Genomic DNA, 17,167 nt, shown 5'->3' on the forward strand with positions numbered 1-17,167 from the left:
TTTAGTTTATCACAGTTTGCTCCAAATCCCTAAGTTCATGATAGCGATTTCACTAATTTGACACCTTCAATAGATAATGTATGCTAAAGAGAAGAGATGTAAATAGAGGAGCACTACAAAATGAACAGTATTTTACAACAACCGATTTGGCGTTTCTACGATCAATCCATCAGCATGAAAAATAACTCGCCACTTGAATCTTTTGCAACAGATGATACTTTATGTCAACTGGTGGGACAACTTGTATCTCCACCAACTATACGTACATGGGTACATGACGCTGCAGTTGTACTTGGTATTCAAGATCATCGTTTACCATATGTGCAACAAGGCATGACATTGCTCGAAGCGCGGGGCTATCATCCGATTGTTCGTAATTCTGGTGGTCTAGCAGTTGTTCTTGATGCAGGTGTCCTTAATATTTCAATTGTTTTATCAGAACAAACAGAAGCGCTGAGCATTGATGCTGGCTACGATGTCATGGTTGCGCTTGTGAAAGCATTATTCCCCGAAGTAGCCGATAAAATTGAAGCCTATGAAATTGTGGGGTCCTATTGTCCAGGTTCCTATGATTTAAGTATGCAAGGGAGAAAATTTGCCGGTATTTCGCAGAGACGTTTACGGCAAGGTGTTGCCGTGCAAATTTATTTATGTATTGAAGGGAGCGGTGCAAAACGAGCGGCCCTTATTCGCGATTTTTATGAGGAAAGCTTACAGGGCGAGGAAACAAAATTTACGTATCCCCAAATTGTGCCCACAGTTATGGCCTCATTAAGCGAACTAGTGGATGCATCATTAACCGTTGACACTGTTGTTATTCGTTTACAACAAGTACTTCACGGTTTAGCCCATGAAGTTCATATGGCACCCTTTCACGATGAAGAATTAGCGTTATATTCATTTTATTTACAACGTGTTTTACAACGAAATGCAAAAATGCTAGAACCAAAGTAAATGGGTAACTAGCATGTCTCCATAAAAAAAGGCGATGTTGCTAACTAAGCACATCGCCATTTTCGTTTTGATACGGACTACTCGTAACGAGATTTCCGTTTTTCTCCATTTTGAAAACAGGAGCAATGTATTCTTCCTCTTCATCTAGTGTTACGAGTCGTCTAGCTCGGTTCATAATTTGCACAAATTGCTCATAATCTCTACGAATGGATCTGTTTTCTTCTTCTAACTGTGTAATGGTCTTCTCTAGTTTTTTATTTTTCTCAGATGTTACGTGTACAAGTTGTCTCCATTTCGAAGACTCATTACCTATTTCACCAGAATGTTGTAAACGTAGCAAGTACGCTATAACAATATCAAGAGATAGTGCTGATAAAGGAATGGACTTGCTTTCTGTATCACTACCACTTACTGCAAAAATATTAGAGGAACGACGTCTTGCAGGAGCGCCTAACACTCGCATTCTCTCTTTTCTTTCTTTTTTTGCATCTGCTAATTGTTCCTCATAAGTCTTACGAACAACAGCATTCCAACGGAAACCACATGCAGCAGCAGTACGGTTCAGTGCATCACCAGCTTCTTCAAAGGCATTTAACTGTGTACTTCCTTCTGTAACATGACGAATTACCGCCTCTGCTAACAATTCATCATTTTCTTCTAACCAAGCATCTTGTCTTATTTTACTCATTTTAAAACCTCCCACCTTAATTTGGTACTACTTATTTATCTCTAGCATGACCAATCTTTTAACCTTTTATTCATCTATGTGGGAGGAATTATGCTTGAATACAAGGTGAAAAATGCGATACAATACCCGATGTAGGTTTGTGCGTATGCTACATACTTAAATATGTGAAGGTCATACGTACATTAGAATCGTTTATTTTTGAAAAAATACTATATAGAAAGGGTTGTTGACAAAATGGCAAACGAATTTAAAGTTTGCGATGAATGTCAGGCCGTTAACTTAAAAACCTTAATTCCAAAATTAAAGGAAATCGATCCTGATGCAACCATCGAAATTGGCTGTCATTCTTATTGTGGCCCAGGTCGTAAAAAAACATTTACCTTTGTAAATAGTCGCCCTGTAGCTGCACTCACTGAAGAAGAGCTAATGGAAAAAGTTTTAGTGAAATTGAAAAGTAAGTAATAAGAAGCTATCTTCACATTGTTGAAGGTAGTTTTTTGTATAATGGTAAATATTAATAAAGTCCAGGTATTTGCGCCGCATATGGATGTAGCGGTGATGAATACGCCTAGCTATTAGGTCGATAGAAACCTAAAATAAGTCAATAATACGTTGAATTAGGTTGATAGTCGCTATAATTACAGAGTAATGTATATGCTAGTCCTACAAGTATTGCATATAATAGAAGAAATACGAAATGGGAGGTGCTGTACAAATGACACATTATGCAAACGCAAAATTGCAAGAAGAGAAAGTATTCAAGGATCCAGTTCATCGTTATGTACACGTACGAGACCAAGTAATTTGGGATTTAGTGGGTACAAGAGAATTCCAACGATTGCGCAGAATTCGCCAGCTCGGTACAACGTTTTTAGTATTCCATGGAGCAGAGCATAGCCGTTTCAGTCACTCACTGGGTGTTTATGAAATTGTGCGCCGCATTGTTGATGATATTTTTACAGGTCGCCCAGAATGGGATGAAAGCGAACGATTGCTTGTACTTTGTGCAGCCCTTTTACATGATTTAGGGCACGGTCCTTTCTCACATGCTTTTGAAAATGTCTTTGAGCTTGATCATGAATTCTTTACAAGGCAAATATTACTTGGTGATACAGAAGTCAATGCCGTGCTGAAAAAAGTTGCACTAGACTTCCCAGAAAAAGTTTCACAAGTAATTGAAAAAACTTATCCAAATAAGCAAGTCGTAAGTTTAATTTCTAGTCAAATAGATGCCGACCGTATGGATTACCTACAACGAGACGCCTATTTTACAGGTGTGAGCTATGGCCATTTCGATATGGAGCGTATTTTACGGGTAATGCGCCCTCGCAAAAATCAGGTAGTGATAAAAGCGACCGGCATGCATGCGGTAGAGGATTACATTATGAGTCGCTATCAAATGTACTTACAAATTTATTTCCATCCTGTATCACGTAGCGCGGAGGTTATATTAAATAATATTTTAAAAAGAGCTAAACAATTAAGTATGGTAGGCTACAAGTTTAAGCACGAACCTACACACTTTTTGGCTTTTTTCCGTAACACGATTACGTTGGAGGACTATTTAGCACTAGATGAAAGTATCCTTTTTACTTATTTTCAATTATGGATGCAAGAGGAAGATGCTATTTTAAGTGACTTAAGTCGTCGTTTTGTAAATCGCAAGTTATTTCAATACATCGATTTAGATCCCGGCGTTGAATTGGACAAATACCAAAAGCTACAAGAGTTATTTAAGCAAGCTGACTTAAATCCCGACTACTATCTTGTGCATGATACTACCGCCGACTTGCCTTATGATTTTTATCGACCAGGAGAGGAAGAAGTACGTGTCCCCATTTTTCTAGAAATGAAAAATGGCGAGTTACGTGAACTCTCACGTGAATCCATAATTGTGGATTCTATTTCTGGGCGTATGAAACGCGATCATAAAGTATACTTTCCACTAGATTTCTTAGAGGATAGTAGTACAAATTCGATTGTGAAGAAACAAATATTGACACTCTTACAAGGTCGATGAAATATTTGTGATGACAAAAAAAATTTTTTTAATAAAGAATGAATATTAGATAGAAGACGATAAATTACTCATAGTCATATATTAATGATAAAAAAGCACTAAACCTACTCGGAGTGAGGACTGGATTAGTGCTTTTTGTAATGTATAAAAACACGTCAACCGGAAGAATTACAAATTACTATAGGGATTTGTTAACGAAAATTATGGAATTGTTTAGAATTTGTTCAGTACTGTTTACTATAATGTATCTAAAATCTAAAAGGGGGTGAGGTCAATTATAAAAGGCGTCACACCAGTTATTTTGGATACATGCAATTGTGTACATACACAATAAGAAGTCACCATGATAGTCTACCGCGTGTAGTATTGTTTTTGATGTATTCGCCATGACGACAAGTTATTTGGAGGGAAGAGGGACAAACCTAATGTTTGTAGCATACCTTTCCTAGATTTAGAAAGGATGCATGTCGTCAACAAACACCTACAGGTAACTCTCTGAACTTAAAAAGGAGAGAAACATGAAGAAAATAAATTTAGCAATCATCACAATGTTGCTCGTATTCCAAACGGTGCTATCACCAATTTCAGTGTTTGCGGAAGAACTAAATCCTCCAGCAACAACTGATCTGGTACCTGAAGAAACAGCGACACCAGAAAGTGGGGCACCTACACCTACCACTGGAGGCACTAGTACTAGTGAAGGGACAGTAGAGGAAGAGGTTACAGGTGAACAAACACCAGGACAGCCGGATGGTTCAACTTCAATTGATTCTGAGACAAATGGTAATGGTGAAGCAACAACTGAGGGAGAGGACACTGTAACAGAAGAGAACGACCCAACAACAGAGGGTGCGGCTAAAGATGCAATTTTACCAAATCCTCCAGATGTGCCAGCGATATTAAATGCTGGTGTACCACAGGAAATACCAGTATCTGCAGTAGATTTTGAAATGCTAATTAATGGAGAAATGGTCACAGCGCCATCTTATGACAAAGAACTCCAACAGGGTCAAACAGCAACAATTACATTTACATTTACAGCAAACTTAGAGAATACGCATGCAGCGGGAGATTATTTTACGTTTGATTTACCAGCGTCTATTATAGACTACCAAAAAAACTTCCAAGGATTTAAGTCGGCAGGTCCAAATAATCCGGCGTTTTCTTACACAACAGTTGGTCAAACAGTAACTGTTAAATTAGATGAAACCATTACTGATCCAAACTTAATAGGTAGTGATGTAAAGCTTATTGCCACATTTGAATCAGGCTTTAATCTATATGATGATAGCTTAGAGCAAGAAGTAGTCATTCCTGATGGTAAAGGTGGAGAGGAAACCGTTACAATTACATTCCTTCCATCAACAAGCAATCAGAAGATTTCAAAAGAAAGTAAAGGTGTTAAATCAGTAAACGGTGAAAGAATCATCGATTGGGAAGTTTGGGTTAACCGAGCTGGCAAGGACTTAAATGGTGCTACTCTAACAGATAATACGAGTGTTAGCAATAGCGCTATGCATGAAGTTATACTAGGCTCTGTTCAAGTGACTCAATACGAAATAGGTTTAAATGGATATAAAGAGGATACAGCAAATCCTACTTACCTAGAAAATGCTAACTTCGCTGATATTTCATTAAATGGTAAATATGCATATAAAGTGAACTATCAAACAAAAGTAATTGAGACTAATCCAGAGGGAGAAAAATCTTTTAATAATACTGTTACATTAAATAATGGTAGTGATTCAGAAACTTCGGATGTTGCCACACAGAAGATCAAATACGGTGATGCACTTAAGAAAAGTCTAGTATCAGGGGATAACTACAAATCTTCATGGGAAATTAAATACAACTATAATGAAGTGAAGATAGACAATCCTGTTATTGTAGACACACTGCCAGGTGCACATAAAATTGATACAGATACTATTTTAGTTTACAAAGTGCAGGTAGATGAATATGGCAATGAAATAGGAACACCTATTGAATTTAGTAATTACTCCGTCAATAAGATTTCAGATGGCTTCGAGCTAAAATTTGATGACTCAGTAACAGAAGCCTATAAAATCAAGTATGATGCTTACTATACTAAAGATTTCTACACAGGGACTGGGGAATCGCTAACGAACACAGTGACAAATGGAACGATTACAAAAACAGCTCCTCACACAATGACAGAAAACATTTTAAGAAAATCACGTTCCATAAACTTTGACACAAAAGAAATTACTTGGACGATTACAGTAAAAGCCGATAATAAAGCTATTAACGGATTGAAAATCGCCGATACGTTTGAAACAGCTAATAAAAAAGGTAAGCATACACTTGTTGGTGGAGTCCATGATATTACTATAAACAATATGACGGGGCACACTATTGCGCTTATCGATGAACATGACTTAAGCAAAGGGTTCACTTTAACAGATGGTACTATTGCAAAAGGTCAAACAGCGACAATTACCTATAAAACATCATTTGCTATTGCAGATGACGGCTCTGTTGTAGATGGTGGATACGGTAATACAGCTACAGCTAAGTGGACTAGTGACGAGACATATGAAATCACTAAAGAAGCTGATTATACACCAGCCACTACAACTCAAAATAATGGTAGCAAGTCAGGGGAATTCAACTATTTAGATCAAGAATTCACTTGGGAAGTTAAAGTGAACATTAATAAGAAAGATATTAATGGAGCGCTATTAACCGATGTGCTAGGTGATGGGCATGAAATCAACGATACGTCATTTACTGTCTATCATTATACGCTTACAACAGGTGATGATAATGCTGGGACTAGAGGAGACATATTAGACTCTAGTAAGTATGACTTAACGGTGGCACAAGATAAAAAGGGTTACACGCTAAGATTCAAAGGTTTAGATGCAGCAACAAATAATAATGTGTACCTTATAGAGTATAAAACAAAGGATTCCAATCATATTGTAGGCATTGAATCGAATAATGCTAATGAAAAAGGTGACACTTATACCAATACAGCTAAATTTAAAACATTGGGCGAGACGAAAACTTATGAACTAACAGCATCAGTTAAGGTCGATGTAGCGAATGATTTATTATCGAAGAATATCACATCGTCAGGTAATAATAGTAATCAAACAATTACTTGGAAAATAGATGTAAATAAATCACATTCTACTTTAAAAAATGTTGTCTTAACAGATACACCATCTGGTAATTTAATGCTTATTCCAGATTCTATTCAGATTCGACCTTATGTTGTGAATGCAACAGGTATCTCTGAAGGGGCATCTTCGACTTGGAAAAACCCATCCGAGTTTGGTGTAACAGTAGATTACGATAAAGTGACTGGTGGCTTTTCACTTAACTTTGGTGACCTAACGAAAAAAGGCTACCAAGTCCAGTACAAAACAATCGGATTAGGTCAAAATGGTCAAGCGTTTAGCAATAGTGCGAAAATAACGTTTAATGATGCTACAAGTAAAAACCAAGAAACAGGATCAGGTGAACAGAATACTTTCAGTTTCAGTAGCTCAGATACCGACTTCCAATTAACAAAAGGAAACGCAAAATTTAAAAAAATAGGTTTTAATCCATCAACAGGTGAAAAACATGCACTTGCTGGCGTAGAGTTTGAATTAACCAAAAAAGTTGGAAGTAATGTATATGTTATTGCTAAAGCTACTTCTGGTGTTGATGGTTACTTTGAATTCAATTCCATTAATTACGGCACATACTATGTGAGAGAGGTTGCGGCACCTGATGGTTATTCGAAAATGGACGATCAATTATTTAAATTAGATGCAACTACTGACACCATTTTAGTACCAGATAAAGGAACTGAAGTAGAAAATGTTAAAGTTGTTAATTCTGGAGAGATGTGTCCAAACTTTACACTAACTATCAAAGATATTGATGGTGAGCTTGTTGTTAATAAAGAAATCACATTACAAGATGATAAGGGCAATGTGAAATTTACAGGTACAACAATTAGCGAGGGGAAAGTAATTATCCCACGTGAAGGTTCTAAGGCAGTTAAAGCAGGTTCATATAAAGTATTTGATGGTACTGAAGAACTTGGAAATGTGACTGTGAAATACGGTAAAAATGAATGCCATGCTGAATTACAGCCTACTAATTCATGCACACAATTCACAATTACATTAAAAGACAAGGATGATAATCTACGTGTAAATGTAGCAGTGACATTAAAGGATAAGGCAGGAAATGAGATTATCTCAACAACAACTGACGAGAACGGAAAATTTAAAGTTCTACCAAATATTCCATCAGGAAAGTACGATCTTTATGAAGGCAAACAATTCCTTAGCGAAGTAGTAGTTAGTTATAAAAATGGTTGTGAAACAGAAGTAAAACAAGCACCTACATGCCCTGTATTTACATTAACTGTGAATGATGTAGATGGTAAACCACGTGAAGGTGTGACTGTTACAATTAAAAATGTAGATACGAATACTAATATTACACAAACTATCAACCCTACTGATAAAGAGGGAAAAGTGAAAATTACTAATCTGGAACCAGGAAAATATGTGGTCTATGATGGGGCAAAAGAAGTTGGAGAGTTTACAGTAACTACAGATTGTGAAGCAACAGTCCAACCAGTGCCAGCATGTCCACAATTTACATTAACGGTGAAACATGAAAATGGTAATGTACGCGCTAACGTTAACAATATAACAATAAAAGATAAAACGGGCGCAACTATTGCTACAAACAAAACGACAAATGAATTAGGTCAAATTAATATTCCTTCTACAGATATTCCATCTGGTGAGTACAATGTATATCAAGGTGAATTATTCATTGGCCAAATAACAGTTCAGTATTCAGTAAATTGTGAGGCAGAAGTAGTAGCAGCACCTACATGTCCATCATTTACATTAACAGTGCAAACTGAATTTGGAACACCACTTGCGAATGCAAAGATAACAATAAAAGACGCAGCTAGTAACAGTATTAAAGATGCAGACAACAATGAAATTCTAACAACTAGTGTAGCAGGAACAATTGTCTTACCAAACAAAGCCATTAAACAAGGTACGTACTATGTATATGAGGGAAGTCGTTTAATTGGCTCGTTTACAGTAAAAGATACATGTTCAGCACTAGTAAAACCTACATCAACAGGTGGTGGTTGGACGCCAGACCCAGAAAAGCCAGTAGATCCAAGCAAACCAACACCAGATCCGGAGAAGCCAGTAGATCCAAGTAAGCCAACACCAGATCCGGAGCAACCAGTAGATCCAGAAAAGCCAACACCGGAATCGGAGAAACCAGTTGACCCAGAAAAGCCAGTGACACCTGGAAAACCAGAAACGTCTAAACCATCTGTACAAGATGTCATTGACCAAGGGAAAAACTTACCGCCATATAATCCTTCTACGGCAACTAAAGACACGTTAGATGAGTATAAGGATTTCCTCAATAAATTTAATAATTTACCTAAAGAGGAACAGGCAGTAGTAGCACAGTCTCTTGATATTGACAAGATCAAAGCGGCTGCTAAACAATTGGAAGCGCAATTAAATACGAAAGGCAAGCTTCCACAAACAGATGGAGCAGATCAAAAAGTCCTAACACTAATTGGTTTACTTCTCGTTTTAGGTGCAGTGTTCTTCTTGCGTCGTCGCACTGCTGGAATGAAATAATTCTGCATAAGAAACCCCAAGATTTTACAGTCTTGGGGTTTTTTCTATAGGTATTGTTAGATTATTGTCATTAGAACGACTCTGATAGTTTTGACGATGCTTCGTCGAAAGGATATTGCTCTATATAGTCGGCTTGAACTGCAAGTCGTTTTGTACCATTATCAGCACATGTAATGAGAGTCAAAATAGTTTTATCAGGAATATCATCAATAACGAAAACATCTGTAGCTGAGATGATTTCCTTTGTAGTTAATTTATATTCATAAACATTCGTTAAATCTGATAAATAAATCGTATCGCCGACTTTAGCATTGTACAATGGGCTGAATAAAATATCCTTTTCTTCAAAGTAATGGCCTGCTAATGCATAGTTCCCTTTTCCGAGCTTTTGATTAGGCTTCATAGTTCCTGCGCCAACAGCAAGTGAGACATTACCAACACCTTTGACGATAGGCAGTTGCATTCCAACACTTGGTACAGCAATACTACCAATGACAGGCATTTTATCTAACTTCGTTTGAGCCTTTAAAACCTCACCAATGGAAAGAGATTGCACCGCTTCAAATTCAAAATCTGCAGTTGCATTTTTGTTTTCTTCAATATCTTCAGTGCTGTAATCAGTTGTAGTTAATTGTTCGCTCAAATGAGCAATAATAGCATTTTGTATAGGATTAATAAATATCAGTAGAAGGCCGATGATTAGCATACAAATCAGGAGTGTCAGTTTAAGTTTCTTCATTAAAATGGTCACCTCCAAGTGTGTTTTATGTAATGAAGAGCAAACACCGCTGATAGGTCTAAGGAAAGCGCCAATAAGAGTATAACTTCGCTGATAGAACCTAACTTTGCGCTGACAGTCTTCAGTGGATTTTAAAAAAGGAAAGCGCGTTAAGTTGCTCTACCCGTATCACTTATTATTTATCGCTAAAGCGAACGCCTGCAACGCCAATATGGTTTTTAGACATTTCTTCGATGAAAACTGTCACGGTTTCAGCAGGTGCGTTGACTGTGCGAGAAACGGCTTCTGTTACTTCCTTTACTAGGGCGCGTTTTTGTTCGTCTGTACGACCTTCAATCATTTTCACTGTTACGTATGGCATAATATTGCCTCCTTTATGGAATTATGTTGTATAGTTAGTTTATAAGGAAATATAAACTTCTTACTTAGTGTTTAGGCATTCGCGTGACAAGTAAAAGTCGCTTTAATCAAGGTTTCCGATATACCTCGGATGGCGTGGCGACGTCAGGAAAGTGCGCGAATATGCTTTCCTTTATAATAGCAGAATGGAGGAAATTAAAGTATGGCAAATGAAGAAAAACCAAAACCAAAAATGGGTTTTACTATTATAAAAAATGACCCAACGGATGGCCATAAAGGCTTTGGTGTCGGCTCGCTTTCACTGGAAAACGTGTCACCAGTCATTATTGACATAGAAGAGGGTAGAGCATCGGTTGAAATTGGTGCTATGCATGCACGTAGTGATGTAGAACGAGGTATTAAATTTACGACTGATCGTGCCGATTCTGAGGGTGGAAAGCCATACTGGTTAGTATGGGTGACAATTGATCATAAACAGGATGGACCTTACTATGCGGGAGTGACAGCCTGTGAAATGGTGGTAAATCGAGAAAAACGTCGTGGATATAAAATTTTAGCTGATCACGTTAACAAAATGGATAAGTCAATGAAGCGTCATATACTGGTAGAACATATGGATGCGCCTTCTAAAAAAATACTTGCTTCTTTCCTTGAAGAGCTCAATCCAGAGCTTTGGACACGTAGTGAGGAGCAATTACGTCAAGACTTATTTGTATAAACAACCTGCAATGATTGAACAATCTGTGACATTTTACGATCGCTTTCGATATAAGGTTGAAAGTGGTTGTGAAAAAAAGTACACTTGATGCAGAGCTTACATTTTAGTAAGCTAGGACACTTGGTCTCGCGAATTGAGATGAGCGCTATGCGGCATTTGAACAACCCAAGCCGAATGCCCCATGATTCTCATCCTTTCCGCTGACCATAAAACAAGAAAAGCTTTCTGTTCCCACGGACACGTCTCCGGGGAAGAGAAAGCTTTTTTTTATTTATAATTTTTGTCGAGAGCGTTCACTAATTATAACGTGTCTTACCCATAAAAAGTTCCTTGTGCCTTGCATTTTTATCCTTGTCCTTTAAAAATGGAGAACGGTAGCATATTCCAAAACTCTCCCCATGTATTGCTATCGAGAATATCGAAGTTCGTACACTTTTCTGTCGGAACATCTTGAGTATTGAGATAAACGAGACGTTGTTTTGGACAGGCATCTGTTGCCAGTTTACCTGTTTCAATATCGATTACGACACCTTTAACATCCTTTGGTTTTGAGAAATCTACATTTTTAGTGCCTTTGTTGACATTTTCCATGAAGTCTATCCATATTTGCTTTGTAGCAGCCATGTCTTCTTTTGCAGATAGGTTTTTGCCCTGATCATAGCCGTTCCAAACGCCAGCTGTTAAATTCGGGGTATAGCCGATTAGCCACTGATCACTATTGGTAGAACCTGACTTTGCAGCATACGTATGTGTCATACGAGAGCGGATCGCAATCCCTGTAGCAGGCGAATAATCACTAAACACTGGATCGAAAATACCTGTCATCATTTCAGTTAGAACATAGGCATCTTCTTTGGAAATTACTGTCTCTGCTTTTTTGTCGACTTCTTTATTTTCGTAGATAATATCACCATTAGCATTTTTAATGGAAATAATGGTTGTCGGTAACGTTTTTTGACCTTGAGACGCTAGAATATTATAAGCATTAGCCATCTCATATAACGTTGTTTCAACGGTCCCAAGAGCAAGCGATAAATTGTCTTTAGCACCAATACTCACACTAAAACGGTTTGCCATATCATGGAAGTTTTTGAATCCGATATCTTCTAGTGTCTTGACCGCATAGATGTTATCGGAAATCGCTATGGCTTGTGCCATCGTCATATCATGCTCTGCAAATTCACCGTTCACGTTTTTAGGTGCGTAGGTTGCACGGCCATTATCATAGGTGAAAGTTGTTTGTCCAACATCTAAGAAAGTCAGTGGTGTATAGCCATTTTCTAAAGCAGCGGCATACAAAATTGGTTTAATAGTTGAGCCTGGCTGCCTTTTTGCTTGTGTGACCCGGTTAAAGGAACTTGTTGCATAATCCCGACCACCGACGAGCGCTGTGACAGCACCTGTTTTAGATTCCATACTGACGAATGCGGCTTGTAAGTCGTTAGCAGGCATATTACTAGCAACTGCTTCTTCAGCTGCCTTTTGGTGTCCTTGGTTGAGCGTTGTTTGAATGGTCCAGCCACCTTCACTGATGTCTAGATTTTTTGTTTTCAGGATTTCACTAGCTTCTTGCCAAGCAACGTCTAAGAAATAGGGCGCGATGGACTTAGAAGCTACCCACATTTCATTTTTTAAGACCAGTTGTTCATCTTCAGCACGTGTCTTTTCGGCTTGGGTAATGGCACCTTGATCGGCCATAAGTTTTAAAATAACATGTTGACGATTGGTCGCCTTTTCAAGATTGGCGATGGGCGAGTAAATACTTGGTCCTTTGGGGACACCTGCTAACATAGAGGCTTCAGCTAGCGTCAAATCACTAGCAGACTTCCCGTAGTAATACCTACTAGCTGCTTCTACACCATACATGCCATGTCCATAGTACACTGTGTTTAAATAGCCCTCTAAAATTTCATCCTTGTCATAAAAAACTTCTAATCTATAAGCATATATTGCCTCATTTGCTTTCCGTGTCCATGACTTCTCATGGGATAAATACAGATTTCGAGCGTACTGTTGGGTGATTGTACTTGCACCCTGTACTTTACTACCTGCTTTAATATCAACTAAAATCGCGCCAGCAATACGGGAAAAGTCAAAGCCGTTATGCTTATAAAAATCTTTATCTTCAACGGCAACGGCTGCTTTTACTAAATAGGGTGACATCTCATCAAGATCGACCCAATAGCGACGCTCATTTTTAAAGTGATCCCCAATCTGGTTGTCGTTTTCGTCTAAAAATATTGAAGCTTTTGGTACGGTTAATGGCGGTGCACCAGCCACTTGCACATAGACGCGTAACGCTATGAATGCTACTACAATTGCAGATGCAAAGGCGACAAAAAGTGTAAATGCTTTGCGTGTACGTTTCACACGCTTTTGCTTACGTTGATAACTTTTTCTTTTCATCTGACTTCACCTCGTTTTCTCACAACTTAGCTTTAGTATGTGTCTGAACATTCTTATTTAATCGAAATTATAAGCAAAAACTATTGCACTTTATTCAAAAACATCTATACTTTTTTTGTACTGTTTGAAATGATAGCATTCGACAAAAGTATCACACTTTGTAGATTTTACTCGAATTTTGCTAGTCGTTCCAATAAAGTATACGAGGATGCGGGTATTGAGGTTTCATTACAAACCTGTAAGTCCATAAGTGAAGTTACGATAGTAGTGAATTTCAAAAAGTTAAGTTCAGATATTAATGGAGGGCTAGAAATGAGATTTGATGAAGCTTATTCTGGAAATGTTTTTATAAAAAGTCATCCGACGTATGAGGATGCGCAGGCGGTTATTTATGGCATGCCGATGGATTGGACAGTTAGTTATCGCCCGGGCTCTCGCTTTGGCCCACAACGTATTCGTGAAGTATCCATTGGTCTGGAAGAATACAGTCCATATTTAGACCGGGAATTAGATGAAGTCAAGTATTTTGATGCAGGAGATATTCCACTACCATTTGGGAATGCACAACGTTCACTAGATGAAATTGAAAAATTCATAGTGAAATTATTAGAAGATGGCAAAATTCCTGTCGGCATGGGTGGCGAGCATTTAGTGTCATGGCCGGTGATGAAGGCCGTTTCTGCAAAATACCAAGATTTAGCGATCATTCACTTTGATGCGCATACAGATTTACGTGTTGAATATGAGGGAGAACCACTTTCTCACTCGACACCGATACGCAAAATTGCAGAGCATATCGGGCCAAAAAATGTGTATTCATTTGGTATTCGTTCAGGCATGAAGGAAGAATTTGATTGGGCAAAAGTAAACGGAATGCACATTTCGAAGTTTGAAGTGCTAGAGCCATTAAAAGAAGTATTACCAACACTAGCAGGCCGTAATGTATACGTTACAATTGATATAGATGTGCTAGATCCAGCGCATGCACCAGGTACGGGGACAGTGGATTGTGGCGGTATTACATCAAAAGAATTACTAGCGTCGATACATGCCATTGCAGCAAGTGGTGTGAATGTAGTAGGATTTGACCTAGTTGAAGTTGCCCCAATCTATGATTCGTCTGAAATGACAGCGAACACAGCCTCGAAATTGTTGAGAGAAATGATTCTAGGTTGGGTGAAATAGATAGCGAAGTAGAAAGTCAGTAATAACAAGGGTTGAAGTGGGGGAGTGCTAAGAGCTAGCCCCACTTTTAGCCCCACTTTGTAGTAACGTCTCGCTAAAGACATTTACAGTCTTATCTTCGAGCTCCTTTAGAATATGACCATAAACAGTGTGGACCATTTCAGGAGTATTCCCTAAACGTTCGGCAATAGCTTTTACTGGTATACCATTGTTTAAGAGTATTGTGGCATGTGTATGCCGTAAACCGTGAACAGTTGTTTTTAATAATCCAGCAAGAGAGATCATACGGTTAAAGTTAGCGTTTACCCCTGTTGGTGCTAGTGGCTTACAGGAACCGATTGATAAAAATATAAATGTAAACGATTCAAGCTTTTGACCATATTTGAATAAAATCGGTTTCAGAGCCTTTTTATAAGCTTCTAATTGTGCAATAACTATTTCTCAACTTTTATCGTTCGCTCGCTATTTTTGGTCTTTGTGGAGCCCACACCGTGTGTTCCGCGATGCCTAATAATTTCGATTGAACGATTTTTAAAATCAATGTTCTTCCACTGAAGCCCTAGCGCTTCACCTTTACGCATACCTGTATAAGCGAGTAAATGAAAAAGTGTGGAATGTGTAATATCCTCATTTTCTTCCACAAAGTTTAAAAATAGACTTAGTTGATCAGGTGATAAATAGTTATCCTCACTTATACCTTCTCTTTTAGTGGGTAAAGCAGCTCCGGTAAGTTTATTCCGTATTAGAATTTCTTCTTCAATAGCAGCGTTGATTGCTGTTCTCATAATCACATGAAATGAACGTATTGTGGAGGGCTTGTATTTGCCTTCTAACTTATTCAAAAAGTATTTTTGATAGATAACTTTATCTAGTTTCTTTAATTTCACCGATCCTATAAGCGGTTTTAATTGAAGGCGAATGAATGATTCGCGTTGGATTACAGTAGCAGGCTTCCACTTTTTATGGTTGGTTTCGTACCAAATATCTAGCCATTGGCCAACAGTTAAGTTATCATTTTCAATATACTTTGTTTCACCACGCAGCGTTTGAGCCTTCACTTCGAATAAGGCTTTTATTGCTGCTTTTTCTGTTTTAAAGCCACTTTTTTTCTTCTCTTTCCGTTTACCTGTTAAGCCATCGTAATACTTGTGGCGGAACATCCACAATTTTTCACCTTTGTTATTGAGATAAGAATAGACTTCTTTTTCTTTTGTTGATTTAACTAATTCCAATTTAATTACATTCCCTTCATCGCTTTTGGTGAGCATGTGTGTAGGGATGAAATATAAATTATTTATCGAAAGTTAATTTCAAAATTTGTAACGCCTTTTGCTTTTCTTCATCGGTTAATATTTTACCATTAATTGTAATCTCTTGAGCCGAATTAAAAAAAGTTTCGAGATCTGTTTGTGATTGATTCGATACCTTTACAGGATACCCGCTTTTTTCTAGCGTGCTTTTAATTTCTTCTATTGGTATTTCTTCAAGATTACCAAAACCACCGAAATTTTTATTTAGTTCCCTACTTAAATCAAGACCATTTTCCAACGCTTCTAAAGCTCCGATATAATTTTGGGTTTCTTTAATTGCTTCATTTAATCTCTGAATTGCTAAATTAGTATTATCAGAAATTTTTTCCCCATACTTTCTATCTTCCTCGCTTAAATCACTTCTAGTTAACCCAACAGCAATTTGCGCAGAGTGTATGTTGTGTTTCATTTTTTCCTCTTGTAAAGAGAGTAATTGAGCTCTTAAATTTTCCATTCTGTCAGTTTTTCCGGTGTATCCGGCTTTTTCCATTAAATATAAATGTGGAAGATTAAAAACCTTTGCTAGCTTTTTAATAATTTCTGGGGAAGCTTTTCTATCGCCCAATTCAATTTGTGATAAATATGTTTGGGATAATCCGATTTCGTCGGCTAATTGTTTTAAAGTAAGTTTCTTTTCCTTCCTTTTTTTACGTATAAATTCCCCTATATTCATTAAATTGCACTCCTTTCATTAATAAGAGTATATATTTATTTAACGCAATTTGCAAAAAAAAGTATATAAAAATATTGCAAATTGCGTTAAGTGGTGTATAATTCAAATTAGTTACGCAATTTGCGTTATTATTATTCAGGAAGGAGAGGTTAGATGATTCCGGCAAACCTTGAATTGGTTATTGATGAAAGATTATATCGTGACCAACTAGAAAAGCGTGCAAATGAAATCGCAGATGAAGCATTGTTATTAGTCGATGTAAAAGGCCTAGCTAAAAAGCTATCAATGAGTGAGCGTTTTATAGAGGAAGAATTCTTACGTGATCCACGCATTAATTTACATGAAGTTAAGAAAAACAGAAAACGTTGGTACTTTTATAAACCAACAATAGAGGCAATTACGGAAATTTTACGTACAGAATGGTAAAAAAAATAAAATGCTTTTGGTGAGCGTGTACAGG

The 17,167-nt window shown here is 37.5% G+C and carries 14 protein-coding genes; 7 read left to right on the top strand and 7 right to left on the bottom strand.

The window, feature by feature from the left end; translation table 11 throughout:
* Nucleotides 1-120 precede the first annotated feature (120 nt).
* Complete coding sequence (gene lipL / locus H131_RS04655; protein ID WP_010857911.1) at nucleotides 121-954, top strand: octanoyl-[GcvH]:protein N-octanoyltransferase; 834 nt, start codon at nucleotides 121-123, stop codon at nucleotides 952-954.
* Between the two features lie 40 nt (nucleotides 955-994).
* Here the strand turns inward: lipL and H131_RS04660 are convergent, their stop codons facing one another.
* Nucleotides 995-1,642, bottom strand: coding sequence for an RsfA family transcriptional regulator (locus H131_RS04660; protein ID WP_010857912.1), 648 nt, complete (start codon nucleotides 1,640-1,642; stop codon nucleotides 995-997).
* 234 nt (nucleotides 1,643-1,876) lie between these two features.
* On the opposite strand from H131_RS04660, the gene H131_RS04665 reads away from it, so the two are divergent.
* From H131_RS04665 to H131_RS25820, 3 genes are all read left to right on the top strand, one after another.
* Entirely contained in the window at nucleotides 1,877-2,104 is a 228-nt protein-coding gene (locus H131_RS04665; RefSeq protein ID WP_010857913.1) for a YuzB family protein, read from the top strand.
* Between the two features lie 253 nt (nucleotides 2,105-2,357).
* The gene (locus tag H131_RS04670) at nucleotides 2,358-3,662 is read left to right on the top strand and encodes an HD domain-containing protein (RefSeq protein ID WP_036131064.1); all 1,305 of its coding nucleotides are present in this window, start codon (nucleotides 2,358-2,360) and stop codon (nucleotides 3,660-3,662) included.
* A 518-nt stretch (nucleotides 3,663-4,180) separates the two neighbouring features.
* Nucleotides 4,181-9,316: a collagen binding domain-containing protein gene (locus tag H131_RS25820; protein ID WP_010857915.1), complete on the top strand. Its 5,136-nt coding sequence runs from the start codon at nucleotides 4,181-4,183 to the stop codon at nucleotides 9,314-9,316.
* Between the two features lie 70 nt (nucleotides 9,317-9,386).
* Here H131_RS25820 and H131_RS04680 read toward each other — a convergent pair whose 3' ends face one another.
* Nucleotides 9,387-10,055: a class A sortase gene (locus H131_RS04680; RefSeq protein WP_010857916.1), complete on the bottom strand. Its 669-nt coding sequence runs from the start codon at nucleotides 10,053-10,055 to the stop codon at nucleotides 9,387-9,389.
* A 175-nt stretch (nucleotides 10,056-10,230) separates the two neighbouring features.
* Nucleotides 10,231-10,416, bottom strand: coding sequence for a 2-hydroxymuconate tautomerase (locus H131_RS04685; protein WP_010857917.1), 186 nt, complete (start codon nucleotides 10,414-10,416; stop codon nucleotides 10,231-10,233).
* 201 nt (nucleotides 10,417-10,617) lie between these two features.
* On the opposite strand from H131_RS04685, the gene H131_RS04690 reads away from it, so the two are divergent.
* Nucleotides 10,618-11,133, top strand: coding sequence for a YwhD family protein (locus H131_RS04690; RefSeq protein WP_010857918.1), 516 nt, complete (start codon nucleotides 10,618-10,620; stop codon nucleotides 11,131-11,133).
* 345 nt (nucleotides 11,134-11,478) lie between these two features.
* On the opposite strand, the gene H131_RS04695 is transcribed toward H131_RS04690, so the two are convergent.
* Entirely contained in the window at nucleotides 11,479-13,539 is a 2,061-nt protein-coding gene (locus H131_RS04695) for a transglycosylase domain-containing protein (protein WP_010857919.1), read from the bottom strand.
* Between the two features lie 312 nt (nucleotides 13,540-13,851).
* Between H131_RS04695 and speB the strand changes: the two genes are divergently transcribed.
* Nucleotides 13,852-14,724: an agmatinase gene (gene speB, locus H131_RS04700; RefSeq protein WP_010857920.1), complete on the top strand. Its 873-nt coding sequence runs from the start codon at nucleotides 13,852-13,854 to the stop codon at nucleotides 14,722-14,724.
* Between the two features lie 48 nt (nucleotides 14,725-14,772).
* Here the strand turns inward: speB and H131_RS25220 are convergent, their stop codons facing one another.
* Genes H131_RS25220 through H131_RS22995 form a run of 3 tightly spaced genes read right to left on the bottom strand, consistent with a single transcriptional unit; the run spans nucleotide 14,773 to nucleotide 16,707 of the window.
* A complete protein-coding gene (locus H131_RS25220; RefSeq protein ID WP_329600443.1) occupies nucleotides 14,773-15,162 on the bottom strand; it encodes a site-specific integrase in 390 nt (129 codons plus the stop codon).
* Nucleotides 15,159-15,956 carry a tyrosine-type recombinase/integrase gene (locus tag H131_RS04705; protein ID WP_230491822.1) on the bottom strand — a complete coding sequence of 266 codons (798 nt, stop codon included), beginning with the start codon at nucleotides 15,954-15,956 and terminating at the stop codon, nucleotides 15,159-15,161. Before H131_RS04705 ends, H131_RS25220 begins: the two co-directional genes overlap by 4 nt.
* Nucleotides 15,957-16,014: 58 nt before the next feature.
* Nucleotides 16,015-16,707 carry a helix-turn-helix domain-containing protein gene (locus tag H131_RS22995; protein WP_010857921.1) on the bottom strand — a complete coding sequence of 231 codons (693 nt, stop codon included), beginning with the start codon at nucleotides 16,705-16,707 and terminating at the stop codon, nucleotides 16,015-16,017.
* Nucleotides 16,708-16,860: 153 nt separating this feature from the next.
* Here H131_RS22995 and H131_RS04715 point away from each other — a divergent pair, with 153 nt between their 5' ends.
* Nucleotides 16,861-17,133 carry a hypothetical protein gene (locus H131_RS04715; protein WP_010857922.1) on the top strand — a complete coding sequence of 91 codons (273 nt, stop codon included), beginning with the start codon at nucleotides 16,861-16,863 and terminating at the stop codon, nucleotides 17,131-17,133.
* Nucleotides 17,134-17,167 lie beyond the last annotated feature (34 nt).

The sequence above is a fragment of the Lysinibacillus sphaericus OT4b.31 genome, assembly GCF_000392615.1.
In the GTDB taxonomy this organism is placed as follows: domain Bacteria; phylum Bacillota; class Bacilli; order Bacillales_A; family Planococcaceae; genus Lysinibacillus; species Lysinibacillus sphaericus_B.